The sequence below is a fragment of the Alteromonas sp. Cnat2-8 genome, assembly GCF_022348355.1.
Classification (GTDB): domain Bacteria; phylum Pseudomonadota; class Gammaproteobacteria; order Enterobacterales; family Alteromonadaceae; genus Alteromonas; species Alteromonas macleodii.
Genome location: NZ_JAKREX010000001.1, coordinates 930,190 through 948,899, shown reverse-complemented (window position 1 = coordinate 948,899; position 18,710 = coordinate 930,190). Strand labels below are relative to the sequence as shown.

The window sequence follows — 18,710 nt, the reverse complement described above, 5'->3', positions numbered from 1 at the left end:
ATGTGACGGTAAATAGTTAAAAGGCGCGGCTAGTTTCGCTCTTCGTCTTTAGGGAGTTTATTGACTCTAGCGTCTATAAAACGTTTGTGGTCGTCCATTTTGGTGCATTCTAAGGTTCCACCAGCAATTCCACTCAATATCGCCAAAGTTTTATTGGTCGTACTGCTACAGTTTACGCGTTTTGAAGGGCGTCGATTTTCATTAGCTTGTATTTGCTGTGTGCTTGGCCCGCTAAGCACAGGACTATTTTTACGCTCTTGAAATGCTTTTGCTGCCTGTTCTGCGTCTTCAGCGACTTTGTCACTGTGATACTTTTCAAAGTAGAGGGCTGCGCCATCTTTTACCGATAGATTCAACGAGCCTGCGCGCCGATTTGCGTCTTTTGATAAAGTGGGCGACGGCAGTGTATTAGTCGGCTTACTTTCAATGGATACCTGCTGTGTATCGGGCTCAGCATTTTTCTGCTGCTTGGGCGCAGGGCTTTCTACAATTTCATTCTTACTATCAAGTGCTTCAGTCGCTTTGGTTGCGTCAGGCTTCAACTCAATTTCTTGCCTTTTAGGGGAAACATCGATTGGTTTAGTTTCTTGTGGTTTAGCTTGGGCAGGAGGGCGTGGAACGGGGGGATAGTACAGTCTGGCGCTTATCTCCGGCGTTCGCTCCAAAACATTTACTCGTGCTTTTTGGTTGTTGATGCCCATTTGAGAAAGTATGACCACTACGATGATCCCAAACACATGTGCACAGCCCGAAATTAATAGTGGGCGCCACGCCGTTTTCTTTGCAACGGAATGGTGTTCAATGCTGCGCTCAGGCGCAAAGAAAGATGGGGTGATAGTCGTCATAGTAAACAACAGACCATGGGCCCTATCGAATAGTTCCATCCTAATTTCATCGCACTTTTTAGTCCTCTCACCTTACCGCAACCTCATACCGCTTCAAAATTGGGCAAATTTTTAACAGTGCACCATTAGTGTGCATTATTTTTGTGCGTTCATGAAGCGTTTGCTTGTATGTATTTGATTTATTTGGCTAATTATTTGTGGCATGGCTCTTGGTTTATCTTCCCATAGTTGGAAACACGACCATAAATCACAGAATAACCAAAACAAACTGGGAGCAACTCATGAAACTAGTCACAGCGATCATCAAGCCGTTCAAGCTAGATGATGTTCGTGAAGCCATTTCAGAAATCGGTATCGACGGTTTGACCGTGACCGAAGTGAAGGGCTTTGGACGTCAAAAAGGACACACTGAACTTTACCGCGGAGCGGAATATCAGGTGGATTTTCTACCTAAAGTCAAACTGGAAATTGCTGTTCAGGATGATCAAGTAGAGCGCCTGGTAGAAGCCATCGTTGGCGCTGCCAAAACAGGCAAAATTGGAGACGGCAAGGTGTTTGTTTACGACCTTGAACACGCCGTTCGTATTCGAACTGGTGAGTCGGATAGCGACGCGCTGTAAGCCACAACGATATATTTGCGGAGAAAACCATAATGGAAATCACTTTTGAACTTGGGTATGCGCTAGATACCTTTTATTTTCTAATCTGCGGTGCACTGGTTATGTGGATGGCTGCAGGTTTTGCGATGCTTGAAGCAGGTCTTGTTCGAGCGAAAAACACCACAGAAATTCTAACTAAAAACGTGGCGCTATTCGCTATCGCTTGCACTATGTACATGATTTGCGGTTACGGCATTATGTACGGTGGCGGCGACTGGGGTCCATTCCTAAGCGGTATCATGGCTGATGGCGCAACAGGTGTCGCTGAAGAGCCAGCAACATATGCTCCTTCTGCTGACTTCTTCTTCCAAGTAGTATTTGTTGCAACAGCAATGTCTATCGTATCTGGTGCGGTAGCTGAGCGTATGAAGCTTTGGGCATTCCTAGCGTTCGCAGTTGTTATGACGGGCTTCATCTATCCAATGGAAGGTGCTTGGACATGGGGCGGCGAAGCAGTATTCGGTATGTATACGCTTGGCGACCTTGGATTCTCTGACTTTGCAGGTTCAGGTATTGTTCACATGGCTGGTGCAGCTGCTGCTCTTGCAGGTGTTCTTGTGCTTGGTGCTCGTAAGGGTAAATACACCGCTGACGGTAAAGTAAACGCGATTCCAGGTGCTAACTTACCGCTTGCAACTTTAGGTACATTTATCCTGTGGATGGGTTGGTTTGGCTTCAACGGCGGTTCAGTACTGGCTACTGCAACTGTTGAAAGTGCAAACTCAGTAGCGATTGTATTTATGAACACAAATGCTGCAGCTGCTGGTGGTGCAATTGCTGCACTTATCGTAGCACGCATTCTATTCGGTAAAGCTGACCTAACTATGGTACTTAACGGTGCACTAGCCGGTCTTGTGGCTATTACAGCAGAGCCTTCAACACCTACACCATTACAAGCTACTTTGTTCGGCGGCCTTGGTGGTATTTTAGTAGTGCTTAGCATTGTTGCACTAGACAAGCTTAAGATTGACGATCCAGTGGGCGCAATTTCAGTTCACGGCGTGGTAGGTCTTCTAGGTCTTATCCTTGTACCTTTCACTAACGATGGTTCAAGCATCTCTGGTCAGCTAATTGGTGCAGCGACTATCTTTGTATGGGTATTCGTAGTGAGCCTAGTGGTATGGCTAGTGATTAAAGCGGTTATGGGTGTACGTGTGAGCGAAGAAGAAGAATTCGACGGCGTAGACATGAGCGAATGTGGTCTGGAAGCATACCCAGACTTCACAAGCAGCCGTTCGTAAGAGAGTCTCGATTAGGCAACGAAACAACAATAACAATAATGCCTTATTACTTCGTTTAAGCCCCGCTAATGCGGGGCTTTTTTCGTTTCATGCAATGTGTTTTAAGACCATTATTGAGCTTAGGAAAAGAGCCTAGGCGTAATGTGACAATAACGCTACACTATGAATCGATAAACTAACGCTAGATTTATTATCGGCAACGTTTTAGTAAAAGGACGGTTATGACTGCAAGTGTGCGACTTCTACCTTTGATACTGGCTTTCTTTAGTATCAGCTGTTTGGGCTATGACAGAATAACGGGGCAACCCTTTGCAAGTCGCTCAGAAGTTATTGCAAAGAACGGCATGGCAGCAACAAGCCAACCATTAGCTACGCAAGTGGCATTGGATATTTTAAAACAAGGCGGCAGTGCAGTTGATGCAGCTATTGCAGCCAATGCCATGTTAGGTTTAGTTGAGCCTACAGGCAGCGGTATTGGCGGCGACCTATTTGCCATTGTGTGGGATGCAAAAGAAGAAAAGCTAGTCGGCTTAAACGCTTCTGGCCGTTCACCCAGACAGTTAACCAAAGCGGTGTTTGCCGAGCGTGGCTTGCATCAAATTCCAAAATTTGGTCCGCTACCCGTTTCTGTCCCTGGCGCTGTAGATGGCTGGTTTGCACTACACGAAAAATTTGGCAAGCTGCCCATGTCTGCGCTGCTTACCCCATCTATCAAATATGCCCGTGAGGGGTTTCCTGTTTCAGAAGTCATTGCCTATTACTGGCAGATGAATCAAGAGCGAATAGGTCATTATGACGGCTTCGCAGAGACTTTTCTTATCGACGGGAAAGTACCGCAAAAAGGCGATGTTTTTAAAAACCCTGGCTTAGCCGTGACCTATGAAAAGATTGCAACAGGCGGGCGAGATGCTTTTTATAAGGGCGATATCGCACGCACTATCGATGCTTACATGAAGTCTCAAGGCGGCTTTTTGTCATACCAGGATTTGTCGTCACATACCTCGGAGTGGGTAGAGCCCGTTTCTGCTAACTATCGCGGGTATGATGTGTGGGAACTTCCGCCCAACGGACAAGGCATAGCGGCACTACAGATTCTCAATGTGCTTGAGCACTATGATATCGAAGGAATGGGGTTTAACTCAGCAGACTACATCCATACCTTTGTTGAAGCCAAGAAGCTCGCCTTCGAAGATCGCGCTAAGTTCTATGCGGATCCAGACTTCAACGATATTCCAGTCGACTGGCTAATTTCGAAAGAGTATGCCGCTAAGCGCCAGAAGCTCATAGATAATGAACGCGCAGCGAATCGCGTTGATGCGGGTATTTATGAAGGGGATACCATTTATCTGACCGTTGCTGATAAAGAGGGCAATATGGTGTCCTTAATTCAAAGTAACTACCGCGGAATGGGCTCAGGCATGACACCTCCAGGGCTAGGTTTTATTCTTCAAAATAGAGGTGAGATGTTTACCCTTGAAGAAGGGCACTTTAATGAATATCGCCCGGGAAAGCGTCCATTTCACACCATTATCCCGGCTTTTGTAACAAGAAACGGTAAGCCAGTGATGAGCTTTGGCGTGATGGGCGGTGGAACTCAGCCTCAAATGCATGCGCAAATTATTGTAAACATTCTCGACTTCGGAATGAATTTGCAGGAAGCGGGGGATGCTCCACGCATACTGCACAGTGGGTCGAGTAGCCCAACGGGCGCGTTGATGACTGATGGTGGCTATGTGAGCTTAGAATCAGGGTTCAGTGAAACCGTTCAGCGAGAACTCATGGAGCGGGGGCATAAGCTTCAACGCGTGGTAGGCGCGTTCGGTGGCTATCAGGCCATCGCTTGGGACGAGCAGAAAGGTGTCTATTTTGGCGCTTCAGAAACGCGAAAAGATGGACAAGCCGCGGGCTATTAAGCACACTAGTGTAAATAATAGGCGGCGGAGTTAATTTGTTCCCCCGTTTGCTGCTTCGCTTTAAAGGGTTTCAAAGTTTGAAGCAGCCGCTACACTTTACGATAAGGTTCGCACAACAAAGCGCGGCGAATGATCGCCAGCAGCGAAACGTCAGAACAAGGCGTTAATAACAACAAGAGCGGCAATGACACAACCACAAAAAGGCCTCTGCGCTGAGCCAAATTTACATGCACAGTATTTACTACTGAACGTCATTGATGACGATAGCCAAGCCGTACGCGCCAAACTATCTCGCGTGCTGGATATATTCGAGCATTTTGAGAATGAGCACTACGAAGCCATGGTAACCGGGGTTGTCGCTATTGGCACCGGTTACTGGGCTGAGGTATACCCCGGTTTGATACCTGTTGAGCTTGCCCCTTTTCCTGATATGCAGTGTGACGATAGAAGTGCCCCCACCATGCCTTGCGATCTCTTCATTCAAATTCGCGCTGATAGGCTGGATATTTGCCATGCGGTTGGCATTGAAGTGATGGATTTGTTGCGTATTCATGTAGAACTGGTGGAGCAGATAAGAGGGTTTAGGTACTTAGATGGCCGTGACCTCAATGGTTTTCTTTATGGCGCAGATAATCCACGTGGAATGAAGCGCAGACAAGTCGGGATTATTGGCGAAGATGACCCTGACTTTAGCGGTGGCAGCTATGTTCACATACAACGCTATCGCCATGATTTAAGGCGTTGGAATAGTCTTTCAAGCCGTCAGCAAGAACAAGTGATGGGCACCACGCAAGAGCACAATTTGGTAAGTAGCGAACAGTCTGAATCTTCGCACTGTGTTAGGGCAAGCACTGTTGCGCCCGATGGCGACGAACCAAGGCTAATTAAGCAAGGCATGCCATACGGTGATATGGCCTCTCAAGGCTTATTCTTTGTAAGCTGTAGTGCCAGTGCGCGGCCATTTAAACAGATGCTCCACAGCCAAATATACGGCAACGGTGAAGGCGATTATGACAGATGGCTGGACTTTACCAGTGCTGAAACAGGTGCTGCGTTTTTCGCGCCATCCATTAATTTTATTCGCCAGCAGGCTAAGTTATCTGAGTCCTAAATTTAACCGTCGCTTATGGCCATTGGGATTAGTAGACTAGCGCACCATCCCAATCCTCCTTAAAATCGACGCTTCTGTAAATTCGACAAACATCTATGTGATGATGCGCTAGCGAATCGTTTGGGCTCATAGCGACAGCGGTCTCAAAAAAAGAAATGGCCTCGTCCCACTGCTGATTTATACGGCATGCGATACCTGCGGCAATCTTGGTCTGAACCGCCAACTTCTTTTCCTGCTCACTCTCTGAAAGGTGGCTTAACACCTCGTATATTTCAATTGGCGCTTTTCGTCCTTTCACTCTTACCCAGTCAAGCAAGCGGGTTTTAATTGGGAAGCCAGACCCTATGGTCTGAAGAACTTGGGCACTTACGATAATATCCGCCTCGTATTTGGGTGTTAAAGCTTCTAAGCGAGAAGCAATGTTTACGCTATCGCCAATGACGGTGGTATCCATCCTATCTTCTGAACCTACCGTACCCATAATAACAGGGCCAAAGTGGATACCTATTCCCATATTAATTGGTTCGTAGTTACTGTTCTTTCTATGGCCGTTATATATTGTCAGCGCTTTGCGTAAGTCGAGCGCAGCATTAACCGCATCCATAGCTTTTTGTTGTGAAGATCCTTCGCGATGATCGAACAGCGCCATAATGGCGTCGCCCATGAACTTATCAATAAAACCGTGGTTTTGATGAATAGGATCGTTCATTCTGGTGAAATAAGAATTAAGAAAGTTCATCAACTCTTGTGGCGTAATACGTTCAGAAAAACCGGTAAAGCCTCTGATATCGCAAAACATAATCGCAACGTCGTTTTCAGCCGCATAGCCAAGACCCAGCGCGTCTACGTCAGAATTCGACATGTGCTCCACAAACTGCTTTGGAATGAATTTTTGAAAGGTTTGTGTAAGCCTTTGGGCCTCATCGGCTGCTGTGTGAAAGTGCGTTTCGTCGTCGTTTTTTGCGACAGTGGTGGAGACATGACGTCGACGTTTAAATTGGCTAGCTCTGTATGCAAACCGACGGCTGCGCCTTACGTGCAAAATTGTGATAGCGACACTGTAGAGAAAAAGCGCGCAAATAGCGCCAAACTGCCAATCCATTGATAACACCACACCTATAAACTGCTTTTAAATGAAGGCTAATAATCTAGCCCGCGAGGAATTCAAGCGTTACGTATGAGAGAAGCAATGAAGAAGAGGCACTAACACGCCACGGTGGGCGTATTAGTGCAAAAATTACCAGAAAGGAATTAACTTAAAGCGTTGAGAACACTTTATCTGCTGCAGCAAGGGTTTGCTCAATGACTGCAGCGTCATGCGCTTTAGAAACAAAGCCCGCCTCATAAGATGCAGGTGCTAAGTAAACGCCTTGCTCTAGCATACCGTGATAGAACTTGTTGAATTGCTCGGTATTACAGTTAATTGCTTGCTTGTAGTTCGTGACTTTCTCTACGTCAGTAAAGAATATCCCAAACATACTGCCGGCAATATTAGTAGTTAGACTAATATTGTGTTTGTCAGCAAGGGCTTGGAAACCATCAACTAGCGTTTGCGTATTTTCGAAAATTGAATCGTAAAGTCCAGGCTGCTTTATTTGCGTTAAAGCAGCAAGACCTGCAGCCATTGCTACCGGGTTACCAGAAAGCGTACCCGCTTGGTAAATTGGCCCTGTCGGTGCTATGTGAGTAATAATGTCACGACGGCCACCAAAACAGCCCACTGGCATGCCGCCGCCAATGACTTTACCCAAGCAAGTCAGGTCTGGTTTGATGTTATAACGCTCTTGCGCCCCGCCGCGAGATACGCGGAAGCCTGTCATTACTTCATCAAAAATCAATACGCTGCCATATTGGTCGCAAATAGCGCGAAGTCCTTCAAGGAAGCCTTCCACAGGAGGGATACAGTTCATGTTACCTGCGACAGGTTCAACGATAATGCACGCAATATCATCGCCATGGGCTTCGAAGATTTCTTTTACGCTGTCTAGGTTGTTGTATTCAACGGTAAGCGTATGCTCAGCAACATTTGCTGGAACACCTGGTGAACTTGGTACACCAAGGGTTAGCGCCCCTGAGCCCGCTTTCACTAGCAGTGAGTCGGCGTGCCCGTGATAGCAGCCTTCAAACTTAACAATTTTGTTTCTGCTCGTGTAGCCGCGAGCCAGGCGAATAGCTGACATAGTGGCCTCTGTACCAGAGTTCACCATGCGTACCATTTCCATAGATGGAACCAGTTCGCTAACCAACTCAGCCATGATCACTTCAGCTTCGGTAGGTGCACCGAAAGATAGGCCGTTATACGACGCTTCAATAACCGCTTCGCGAATTTGGGCGTTATTGTGACCTAGAACCATAGGGCCCCAAGACTGAATATAGTCAATATATTGCTTACCATCCGCATCCCACATGTAAGCGCCATCAGCTTTCGTGATGAAGCGAGGTGTACCGCCTACCGCTTTAAAAGCGCGAACGGGTGAATTTACGCCACCAGGAATGGTTTTTTGGGCGCGGGTAAATAGGGCTTCAGATTTTTGCATGTAATTACTTACTCTTATTGCTGTACCAAACAACGTCACGCTCGTACTTAGTGAGAAGGTTTTCTACACCCAGAGTAAGCGCAAACAATGCCATTCTGACAAGTACACCATTGTCGGTTTGTCTAAAAATGGCGAGGTTTGGATTGAGGTTTAGATCGTTATCTAATTCGTTGGCTTCCATACGTGAATCTCGTGGAAGTGGATGCATGATAACGGTCTTCGACTGAAAGTGTTTCGTGTAAATCGACTGATTAAGGCGGAACTTACCTCGGTATTTGTTGGCTTCTTCTTGAGAAGGAAAACGCTCTTCCTGAATGCGTGTTTGATAGCATATGTCCGCATCCATATTCCCTTCAAGGGTATCGGTAATCGTAAGCTGGTGCCCCGCATTTTCGATGGCGTCTATGATGGGCTGAGGCATGGCCAGCTCTTTTGGCGAAATGAGCGTAAAGCGAATGTTTTTAAACAAACATAACAAGCGAGATAAAGAGTGTACTGTTCGGCCGTAACGCAAATCACCAATCATGGCGATGTGTAAGCCGTCAATGCCGTGACCATTGTATTCCAGTTCACGTTTAATCGTGAACAAGTCCAACAGTGCTTGGGTTGGGTGTTCGTTTGCACCATCACCACCGTTGATAACAGGTACACGACTACCTTCGGCAAATTCTGCCACTGAACCCGCCGCAGGATGTCGCATTGCAATAATGTCGGAATAGCCGCTCAGCACACGGGCTGTGTCGTACAACGACTCACCTTTAGCCAGCGCAGAGCTCGACATACCGGTGGTTTCTCTAACTTCACCACCTAAAAGGTTGAATGCGGTACCAAAGCTAACTCGCGTACGGGTACTTGGCTCAAAGAAAAGGTTACCGAGAATGGCGCCATCTAGCACGGTTGTGCGCTTTTGTCGTTTGGCATAGGGTTGCATGGAATTGGCAACTGAGAACACTTTCTCAATGGCCTCGCGATCGAATTGATTAACCGAAAGAATGTGGTTACCGGTAAAGTCAGACATGCGCTTCTCAATCATCAACGAAAACGGCGCTAGTTTATAATACCGCTGGGGTTAAGTCATTAGCGCAACGTTAATCTTGCCTTACGTTTTTCTCAGTTTGGCGTTTTATTGAAAAGGGCTTTCCACAAATCAAAATGCAAGTGTGCATGTGCGCATATGTCGGCTAATTGTGTTGCTGAGTATAGTGGGTAAAGAGTAAAAGGATCTTTTCAGCCGCGCTATTTACGTGGGCTGTGATCGCTTCGTCTTGAAGCGGAGACTGTATGCCGCACAGCATCATGGTGTGATATTCCCCCTTAAGCAGGGCGCAATAGTCAACTGCCAGCTGTTGGGCGATATCACGGCTTAAGCTACCTTCTCCGAACTTCTCTATGACATCACTCAATGTAGATAGGGAAGCTTCGGGGCCAGCCTGATAAAAAAGTGTTGCCACATGAGGGCTATTTACCGCTTCAGCTATAATTACTCGAAAGATAGCAATGGCTTCAGGATCTTGTAATAGTCGCACAAACTGACAGCCAACTTTTCGTAAACATTCTAATAGTGAGAGTGAACCTGAAGTGGCGTCGATAAGTTGCTGGGTGTCGAGTTGGTATGATCTGCATTTCGATGAGATTGCTGCTTTAAAGAGAGCATCTTTTCCTTCGAAATGAGAATAGACCGTTTGTTTAGACACACCTGAGGCTTTAGCCACAGTGTCCATAGATGTGTTGGCAAAACCTTCTTTTAAGAACAGGCAAGACGCTGCATGCAATATAAGATGGTATTTCTCTTCGCTTTTAGGTCGGCCTTGCTTTCGAGTGGTAGCCACGTTCGTTCTCACTTTATTGACGAATATTTAAATATCAAACTGGACGGTCTAGTATTTATATACTAGCATAGCACAATAAGTATGCAAATATAGCCCAGAGCAAACGCTAAACTGGTTAAAGGAAATGTTATGACTGCTGCAACGACGCCTTCTAAAAGTGGCAAACTCTCACTTATTATCGCTATTGCCGTTTTTACTGCAGCGTTGGTCATTCTTTTGATGACAGCAGGTCTTGGCAATGCGACACAAACGCCAGAGGCAAGAGTTCCCGTTGCAGTGTCCACTGGAACAGTCAAAATTCAATCGGGCTTTGAAACTCCAATCAATGTTTTTGGGCTAATCGAATCCCCGCGGGCCACTTCGCTTTCATTCGATATGGCAGGGCAAGTCAATACATTACTTGTTGAAGAGGGCGATGTAGTAAGCAAGGGAGATGTTCTAGCCCGTCAAGATATTCAGCGTCTCAACGCCAGAAAACGTGAGCTTCAAGCCTCACTTGAGCGTGCGAACGCCGACCTTGAACTTGCTAGAGTAAACAGCGAAAGAACCACGTCGTTGGTTGAGAAAAAGCTAGAATCAGCGCAGCGACTAGACGAAACCAAGGCAAGTCTCAATGTCGCTAAGGCCCAAGTTAGTGAAATGCAGGCCGCCCTTGAATCACTGAATGTAGAAATAGAAAAAACGACCCTTATTTCTCCCTTCGATGGCGTAGTCAATCGACGATTTTTTGATGAAGGCAGTGTAGTTAGCGCTGGAACCCCCGTGTTTGGAATTACGGGCATAGAGAATTATCAGGCACGTTTCGCGGTACCTGCCGATGTTGTGGATCAGTTTGACCTTAATGAGCCGGTGCTGGTTAGCGTCGGGGATATTGATGTGGCGGGTACTGTTACGCAACGCTTACCTGTTCGCAACGTGCAAACGCGAACCATTGATATTTTAGTGACATTAAATAGTAATGAGCGGGTACGCCCCGGTGACATGGCCATTTTGTCTGGCTTTCGTTCTCACTCTGAGACCGGAAGTTGGCTGCCGGTTAACGCGCTAAGCAACGGCTTGCGCGGTTTGTGGCGTGTATTTGTTTTATCAAACGAGCAAAACGCCACCCTTGAAGCCCGTGTAGTGGAAGTTGTATATACCGACGGAAACAACGCGTTTGTGCGCGGAGCGCTTAAAGATGGAGAGGTTTACGTAAGCGAAGGTACACACAAACTCGCACCTGGCCAAATGGTATCAATCCCCAGTCAACATCAAGCTGGGGCACGCTAATGAAGTCATTTAACTTCGGCTCAGATAAATCTTATCCATGGTATACCTTATTTTACCGACGAGGGCATTTACTCATACTGAGTCTTCTGGTGCTAGTCACAGCAGGGTTGTCAGCATTAGGCTCTCTGCCGCGTATTGAAGACCCGCGAATAGATACGCGAAACGCATTAATCATCACTCAATACCCAGGCGCATCGGCGGAACGGGTAGAGGCTTTGGTTAGTGATGTGCTTGAAGACAGGCTTAGAGAAATATTTGAAATAAAGGAAGTGAAGTCCACGTCGCGTGCTGGTATCTCCATCATTCTCATAGAGACGCAAGACTGGATAAATAATTCAAGTAACGAACAACTATTCAGTGAAATTCGCGATGCCATTGGCGCTGCCGCTGAGTCATTCCCTGAAGGTGCAATGGCGCCAGTTTTCGATGAAAAGCGCGGCGCGACAGCGTTCACTTTATTGCTATCTGTGCGAGCAGACCACTTTGAAAATACCCCTATTACACTCACCGCGCGTTTGGCTCAAGAACTTACAGACAGGCTGCGAAACGTTAACGGCACTGAGCTAGTGCGTGTATACGGCGCACCGCAGGAAGAGATTAGCGTCAATATCGACCCTATTAAGCTTGCCGCAACGGGTCTTACCTTACAGCAAGTAAGCAATTTAATAAGCCGCGCCGACCCCAAATTGCCTGCGGGAATGCTTAACTCCCAGCAAAGTAATTTGCGCTTTACAGTGGGAGAGGGCTTAAATGGCGTGAACATGATTGCTTCAATTCCCTTAGTTAACGAGCAAGGCCGCTACTTACGGGTAGAAGACGTCGCTACAGTGGAGCGCAGTTTTACTACCCCTCGCAACGAAGTGGCATTTCTAAATGGTGAAGAGTCTATATTTGTGGCAGCGCGTATGCAGCCGTCACTGCGTTCTGATGTATGGACAGAAAATGCATTAGCAGTAGTGGAGCAGTTCAATAAAGACTTCAGCGGAACCTTAACCGCTACCGTCGCATTTGAGCAAAACGAATATACCGCTACTCGCCTTGCTGACTTATCGATGAACCTGCTTATGGGGTGCGCCGTGGTCATGATGGTTATTCTACTTTTCATGGGGTTTCGTGCTGCGTGGATTGTGGGCCTGGCACTTCCCTTATGCGCCGCTTTTGCCCTGTTCTCTTTAAGTTTTTACGACGAGCAAATTCACCAAATGTCTATCTTTGGCATGATCATCGCCATTGGTTTACTAATCGATAATGCCATTGTTATTACCGATGAAATTCGCATTAATTTACAAGATCCTAATTTAACGCGAGTAGGTGCTATGGCCAAAAGCGTTTCACATCTATTTGTACCGCTTTTGGCTTCAACGCTTACGACCATTTTAGGCTTTATGCCCATCTTTCTTTTAGACGGAAACATTGGTGACTTTGTTGGCCCGATTGCCATTAGCGTGGTGATGGCACTTATTGGCTCGCTGTTTATTTCTCTTACTATCATTGCAGCCCTCGCTGCCCGATTTTTGCCAAAGCACGACAATAGTTTGCAACATGAAATAGCATCGAAGGCGTGGTGGAAAGTGGGATTACAAGCGCCAGAGCTCAGTCTCGCTTTTAAAAAGCAATTGGGTAGATGGGTTAAACAGCCAATTTTGGTGTTACCGGTTATTGCTATCCTTTGTTTATCGGGTTTTGTATTGTCGGGCACCTTGGCGAATGTGTTTTTCCCAAGTGCAGATAGAGACCAGTTCGAAGTGTACCTGTGGACCAAAGAAGGGAGCAGCATCGACAACACAACGAGCTATGTTAAAAAAATAGATAGTGCTATTCGCAGTGAGCAAGGCGTGAAACAAGTTAGTTGGTTAGTCGGGGGCTCTGCGCCGTCGGTGTACTACAACCAGATGATGACGCGTGACAACATGCCTTATTTCGCAAATGCTGTGGTGTCGACAGATACAGTGGATGACGCTGTTGCGCTAGTGGGCAAACTACAACAAGAGCTTGATAGCGCGTATCCAGAAGTACAAATTGTAGTGCGAGCCTTTGGGCAGGGGCCGCCTATTGCGGCGCCTGTTGAGGTAGAGATTTTCGGCCCTGATCTGAATGTGCTGAATGACCTAGGCGACAAAGTACGCATGTTAATGTCTGAAGTCGACGGCATTTCTCAGTCTATAACCAGCGTTTCAATGGGAGAACCCGAGCTTAAAATAAACGCGGACAGCGATAACCTGTCTTACTTGGGGCTTACGCTTTCCGAGCTTGCCAATCAAATGCAGATAAACTTTTCAGGTATTACCGGTGGTTCTGTTTTGGAAAGCACAGAAGAAATTCCTGTACGCGTAAGGCTAGACGAGGCGTATAGACAAAATGTAACGGGCGTAGACGCCATGCCAATTCCGGTTGCAGGAGACAATGCTATTTCTTGGTCGCCACTTGCTGCTGTAACAAACTTAACGCTTCAGCCTGCAACCAGCAGTATTACGCGCCTTGATGGCGAAAGGCTAAATCGTATTCAGGCGTTTTTGCTTCCTGGTGTCCCGGCCATTGATGCAAGTAATCATTTGCGAGATCTTCTCGAAAGTCGATTAATTCTTCCCGAAGGATATCGTATTCATTTAGCGGGAGACGCTGATGAACAGCAGCAAGCATTAGGTAAATTAGCGACCTATGCGCCGGTGCTGTTGGTTCTTATGGTAACAACGCTCATTCTGACTTTTACCAGCTTGCGCATGGCGGGTGTAATCGGATTAGTGGCAATACTTTCTGTAGGGCTGGGTATGTTCAGTCTTTGGATATCTGGATTGCCGGTTGGGTTTAATCCGCTGCTAGGTTGTGCTGGCCTTATTGGCGTAGCAATCAACGGATCGATAGTGGTCATTGCCGCTATCAACGCGAACCCCAAAGCAAAGCAGGGAGACACGAAAGCCATTGTTGAAGAAACCATGAGCTGTAGCCGCCATATTTTATCGACTACTTTCACAACGGTAGGTGGATTGATTCCTTTGCTATTGTTCAGTGAAGGTAGCTTTTGGCCGCCGTTGGCCGTGGTGCTGGCTGGTGGAGTAGGATTCTCGGTAATCTTGTCGTTAGTCTTTACGCCAACTATAGTGGCGGCTTTTCAACGATACCGTTATAGAAATCACACATTGGCATAATTTTACGGTTAAACTATCCCTTTTTAACCCACGTATAAATTTGGCTTACTTAGCGTATGCGAAAATCAAATCCTCTTTTGCGTTGGTGGCAAACCGACTGCGTTAAGTGTAAACGCATGAGACTTTATATCGTTTGGGCCGTAATCATGTTGGTGGTGTATTTTTATGTCTGGTACTAGTGTCGAACCAATCTATATCCGAGCAGCCTCGAAAAGTAACGGTATTAGCAGCCTGGTGCTGGGCTGTATCGGTTTGTGTGTTGCGGCACTGTGGTTAGCCTTTCTTCCCGATTGGCTGTTCTTAGCGGGGATTTTCATCACCAGTGCCGCGTTAGTGTGCTTGCTCGTAGGGTACTTCAAAATTCGTGAGCCCGACTATAGTTTGGAAATAGCCAAAGACTATATTACTTATCGCCACCGTCTGGGCAGTTGGCGTATTCACTGGGACAACCTGCTGCGCGCAGATTGCCCCCGTGTTCGTCATGGGCTGGAGCATATTCCCCTTGAAACCATCGGTTTCAAAATCAAAAGTTACACGGATTTCCTCAATACGATTTCACCACGGCTTGCAACGCACTTGTTAATGGAGCAGCGGCCATTGCTAATGCAGAACACAGATGAGAATTGCGCCTCTGGAAGCTGTTATGAGCAATCTATGTTTGACGATAAGCAGTACGTTATGGAAGACGGGACCATCATTAAAGGCATTAAAGCTATGCTGGCACATCGTATGGTAGAGCTAAGAAAGCGCCTTGGGTATGATATTTTTATCGCGAGCTCAGAGCTAGATAGGGATGCCAGCGAGTTTGCAGGACTTATTGCTCAGTGCCAGAAAGCTAGGCAGTCTTCTGAAGCCAGCTAAGCTCATCGTAGCAATTAGACTTTATTTGCCTAGCTGCGGCTGTCCTTCAATTTACTCTCGTTAAGCACTTTCTTGGCTTCGGCAATAAGGGCTGGTAAGTTTTCCTCGACTAGCTTGTGCTGACCAAGTTTAAGTGAGCTCTCTGTTTCGTTGGCTAAATGCTGCATGCGCGGTAGACCTGTATAGCAACACGCACCGTGTAGTTTGTGAACTTCGGTCTTAAGCCCATTGTAATCTTGATCGTCCCAAAGCGCCGAAAGTGTCTCGATAGTTTCGGGCAGTAACGCAATAAAACTGTCTAACATTTCTTTTGCTGTATCTTGATTTTGATTCGCTCGTTTAAGTGCTAGCTGCCAGTCGATAGAGGGAAAGACGATTTCACCGGGCTCAACATTGTGGCACCACGAATTGATAAGCGTAATAAGTAGCTCAACCTCAATAGGCTTAGGTAAGTAATCGTCCATGCCAGAGGCAAGCAATCTTTCTTGCTCTTCTTTAAACGCGTGGGCTGTCACTGCCACTATTGGGGTACCCATATTCAACGGTGATTTACGAATTTCTCGGGTGGCCTGCAGTCCGTCCATGCCTGGCATCTGCACGTCCATGAGAATTAAGTCAAACTCTTGAGTCTGGCACTGATTGACGGCGTCTTGTCCACTAATCGTTGTGGTGAGCTCGACAGGAGAATGATCGAGCCACGTATGCAGCAGTTTAAGATTCATTTCCATGTCATCAACGGCAAGAATTTTAGCTTTTGGTAGCGTGCCTATTTTCTCTTGTATCGCATTTTTAGCTGGCGTTGTATGGTGGTGCACCAGGCTATCTAACTTGGTAAGCGTCATCGGCATACGCGCTTGTGAATGGAAATGTTGCGACAGGCTTGGGTATTGCGCAAAAGGTTCAGGGCCGGAATACCAAAGTATGCGCTTTTGCGCAGGGAATTGTACAAAACGACTTAAATAGGTATCCCGCAATCCCATCTTACTTACCGGCACAGTTGCCATGAAAAAGTCGTACTGGCCTTTAAGTGACATCAAATAATCTAGTGATTCAACAGAGGTAACCTGCGCACCCAAAATCGATAACATGCTTGCACTTGAGCGACGTGTTGCAGGTACCGGGTCGAAAATAACCACGTTCTTACCTTTCCAGTCTTCACTACTAGTTAACGCATATTTCTGGCTTAACTGGTTCATACGTAGTGATACGTTAAACGTAGAGCCTTGGCCTAATACACTTTTTAGCGTTAGATCACCGTTCATTAAGCGAACCAGCTCTCGACTTATCACGAGACCTAATCCAGTGCCTTGGTAATTACGGTTAAGGGCGTCGTCTACTTGCGAGAAGGCGTTAAATAGCTTTTTTCTGTCTTGTCGGCTTATTCCGATACCTGTGTCTTCAACGGTAATATTTACTTCGTGAATACCATGAGGAAGCGAGCGTCCGCTCACCGAAAACGTAATGGTACCGCTGGACGTGAATTTAAGTGCATTACTTAACAAGTTATTGAGCACTTGCTTAATACGAAACACATCGCCAATGAGTTTTTCAGGGAGCGGGTGCAAATCAAATACAAATTCGATGCGCTTGCTGTGGGAAGATTTAGCCATGATAGTGACCATTTCTTCAAGCAGCTTATTGGGCGAGAAAGGCTGATTATTAATTTGCAGTTTACCGGCCTCAATCTTAGAAAAATCGAGGATATCGTTAACGATTGTTAGCAGGTTGTCCGCAGCCGTGTTAACAATTCTGACTTGCTCTTGCTGGTCAGTGGGCAGCGACGCATTGTTCAACTCTTTGCTGAACCCCAAGATAGCATTAAGAGGTGTGCGAATTTCATGGCTCATGTTGGCCAGAAATTGAGATTTAACGTTACTGGCTTTTATCGCATCTTTGCGCGCGATATCTAAACGGGCATTCTGCTCTTCAATGAGCTCCATATTGTTGCGCAAATCATTTGTTGCTTGCTCAACTTCGCTTTCCAGCTGGCCTCTGCTTTTCTCCATTAATGCAAAGGAAAAGAGCCCTGCTTCTAAGAAAACACCCACCTGAAAACAATAGGTGGTGAAGTCGTTGGAAGGTAAAATTCCGATAAGGCTTAACATACCTATAATTGCGCCTGTGGCGAGCATACTCCATGCAAATATGAAGTAACGCGCGGGCTTAAACTTATTGAAAAATGCTTCGAACCCGGCGTAGATATAACTCAATATCGCCACAAGACCCACGCCGTATACTAGGTTGTTCTTCCAAATAGAAGGAAGCAGATCGACGAAGCACACCAGCCCTGTTAACGCTTGGCAAACCAACAATAAGTTAATGACAGGATGTGCCGTGGGAGAGTGCTTTTCCGTTTCCAAAAATGTCTTGGTAAAAAAGCCTGAGCTTATACCAATAATTACGAATATCAGCTCGGAATGCCCAACCAGCCAAGAGGGGATCCCCTGACTAAACAGCAAGTGCGTATGGCCGCCCCACACAAACTGCCACAGAATAACCGCAGCGATATAGCCAACATAGGCAATCAGACTTTTTTCCCGCACGCCAAAAAATAGAGCAAGGTTATAAATAGCGAGAATAAGCAATCCGCCGTAGAAAAAGCCCCAGAGCAAGCTGTCCATTTGGAAGTAGCTGCTATGTAGCGGTTCGGCTTGAATTCGAAGTGGTGCAATTAGGCTAGACGAGCGACTTTCAATGCGTATGTAAAGGTCGACAGGATCGCTATCAGGCAGCTCAACACGAAAGGTTGGAACACGAAAACGCTGTTCTTTTTGAGCTTTCCCCTGATGGCTTTGCTTTATTACCTTGCCGTTTTGCACCAAATAAAAATCAACACTGTCGAGTTGGCTGAAATTTATTGAGAACACCCAGTGTTTATCGTTTGAAACATTGGCAACAGAAGTGAGTAGCCACATGCCATTATTACGAAACCCAAAGTTAGGGTTGTCATGGGGATGCATAAGGAAGTCATTGCGCCTTCGTGATACATCGCTGATAGTAAGCTGATAATCGGTTTCAAATAAAAAATACAGAGAGTCTGATAAATCTAGCGTACTTTCTTCATCGAAGAGCTGCTCGATATGCTGCGCGCTGGCATTCGAAGGCAGGTAACTGCTTACAACAAGAAATAAAAAAAAGAATACGCGAAAGATAGCCATGATTATCTGTACTTACGTTACCGTTTGATTAGGGGCTTTATTATTTTTTAGTTTTACTCGTAAGAGTGAAAATTGAACGGCAAATTTCACCCAATGCTATTTAACCACTCTCTTTGAAGAATAACAAAACAAACCCTCACC

General features: G+C 46.3%; 13 protein-coding genes. 7 read left to right on the top strand and 6 right to left on the bottom strand.

Annotation, left to right across the window (positions count from 1 at the left end):
* Window positions 1-29 precede the first annotated feature (29 nt).
* On the bottom strand, window positions 30-884 hold the full coding sequence (locus MHN00_RS04090) for a hypothetical protein (protein ID WP_239239538.1): 855 nt from the start codon (window positions 882-884) through the stop codon (window positions 30-32).
* A gap of 242 nt (window positions 885-1,126) precedes the next feature.
* On the opposite strand from MHN00_RS04090, the gene glnK reads away from it, so the two are divergent.
* The 4 genes from glnK (at window position 1,127) to MHN00_RS04070 (ending at window position 5,769) form a co-directional block, all read left to right on the top strand.
* Window positions 1,127-1,465, top strand: coding sequence for a P-II family nitrogen regulator (glnK, locus tag MHN00_RS04085; RefSeq protein WP_012516988.1), 339 nt, complete (start codon window positions 1,127-1,129; stop codon window positions 1,463-1,465).
* 32 nt (window positions 1,466-1,497) lie between these two features.
* Entirely contained in the window at window positions 1,498-2,745 is a 1,248-nt protein-coding gene (locus tag MHN00_RS04080; protein WP_014948004.1) for an ammonium transporter, read from the top strand.
* A 221-nt stretch (window positions 2,746-2,966) separates the two neighbouring features.
* Complete coding sequence (gene ggt / locus MHN00_RS04075) at window positions 2,967-4,658, top strand: gamma-glutamyltransferase (protein ID WP_014948005.1); 1,692 nt, start codon at window positions 2,967-2,969, stop codon at window positions 4,656-4,658.
* Between the two features lie 184 nt (window positions 4,659-4,842).
* On the top strand, window positions 4,843-5,769 hold the full coding sequence (locus MHN00_RS04070; protein WP_014948006.1) for a Dyp-type peroxidase: 927 nt from the start codon (window positions 4,843-4,845) through the stop codon (window positions 5,767-5,769).
* Between the two features lie 28 nt (window positions 5,770-5,797).
* Here MHN00_RS04070 and MHN00_RS04065 read toward each other — a convergent pair whose 3' ends face one another.
* The 4 genes from MHN00_RS04065 to MHN00_RS04050 all read right to left on the bottom strand — a co-directional run bounded on the left by MHN00_RS04065 (window position 5,798) and on the right by MHN00_RS04050 (window position 10,135).
* Window positions 5,798-6,871 carry an adenylate/guanylate cyclase domain-containing protein gene (locus MHN00_RS04065; RefSeq protein ID WP_131137941.1) on the bottom strand — a complete coding sequence of 358 codons (1,074 nt, stop codon included), beginning with the start codon at window positions 6,869-6,871 and terminating at the stop codon, window positions 5,798-5,800.
* 154 nt (window positions 6,872-7,025) lie between these two features.
* Window positions 7,026-8,306 (bottom strand): glutamate-1-semialdehyde 2,1-aminomutase, encoded by a 1,281-nt coding sequence (hemL, locus tag MHN00_RS04060; RefSeq protein WP_014948008.1) that lies wholly within the window; start codon window positions 8,304-8,306, stop codon window positions 7,026-7,028.
* A 4-nt stretch (window positions 8,307-8,310) separates the two neighbouring features.
* Window positions 8,311-9,324 (bottom strand): aspartate carbamoyltransferase, encoded by a 1,014-nt coding sequence (locus MHN00_RS04055; RefSeq protein ID WP_014948009.1) that lies wholly within the window; start codon window positions 9,322-9,324, stop codon window positions 8,311-8,313.
* A 163-nt stretch (window positions 9,325-9,487) separates the two neighbouring features.
* On the bottom strand, window positions 9,488-10,135 hold the full coding sequence (locus MHN00_RS04050; protein ID WP_014975467.1) for a TetR/AcrR family transcriptional regulator: 648 nt from the start codon (window positions 10,133-10,135) through the stop codon (window positions 9,488-9,490).
* A 129-nt stretch (window positions 10,136-10,264) separates the two neighbouring features.
* Here MHN00_RS04050 and MHN00_RS04045 point away from each other — a divergent pair, with 129 nt between their 5' ends.
* The 3 genes from MHN00_RS04045 to MHN00_RS04035 all read left to right on the top strand — a co-directional run bounded on the left by MHN00_RS04045 (window position 10,265) and on the right by MHN00_RS04035 (window position 15,411).
* Window positions 10,265-11,404, top strand: coding sequence for an efflux RND transporter periplasmic adaptor subunit (locus MHN00_RS04045; RefSeq protein ID WP_014975468.1), 1,140 nt, complete (start codon window positions 10,265-10,267; stop codon window positions 11,402-11,404).
* Window positions 11,404-14,550, top strand: a complete 3,147-nt coding sequence (locus tag MHN00_RS04040; RefSeq protein WP_239300341.1) for an efflux RND transporter permease subunit — start codon at window positions 11,404-11,406, stop codon at window positions 14,548-14,550. Before MHN00_RS04045 ends, MHN00_RS04040 begins: the two co-directional genes overlap by 1 nt.
* 165 nt (window positions 14,551-14,715) lie before the next feature.
* On the top strand, window positions 14,716-15,411 hold the full coding sequence (locus MHN00_RS04035) for a DUF2982 domain-containing protein (protein WP_239300338.1): 696 nt from the start codon (window positions 14,716-14,718) through the stop codon (window positions 15,409-15,411).
* Window positions 15,412-15,440: 29 nt separating this feature from the next.
* On the opposite strand, the gene MHN00_RS04030 is transcribed toward MHN00_RS04035, so the two are convergent.
* On the bottom strand, window positions 15,441-18,569 hold the full coding sequence (locus tag MHN00_RS04030) for a hybrid sensor histidine kinase/response regulator (protein ID WP_239300336.1): 3,129 nt from the start codon (window positions 18,567-18,569) through the stop codon (window positions 15,441-15,443).
* Between the last annotated feature and the right edge of the window lie 141 nt (window positions 18,570-18,710).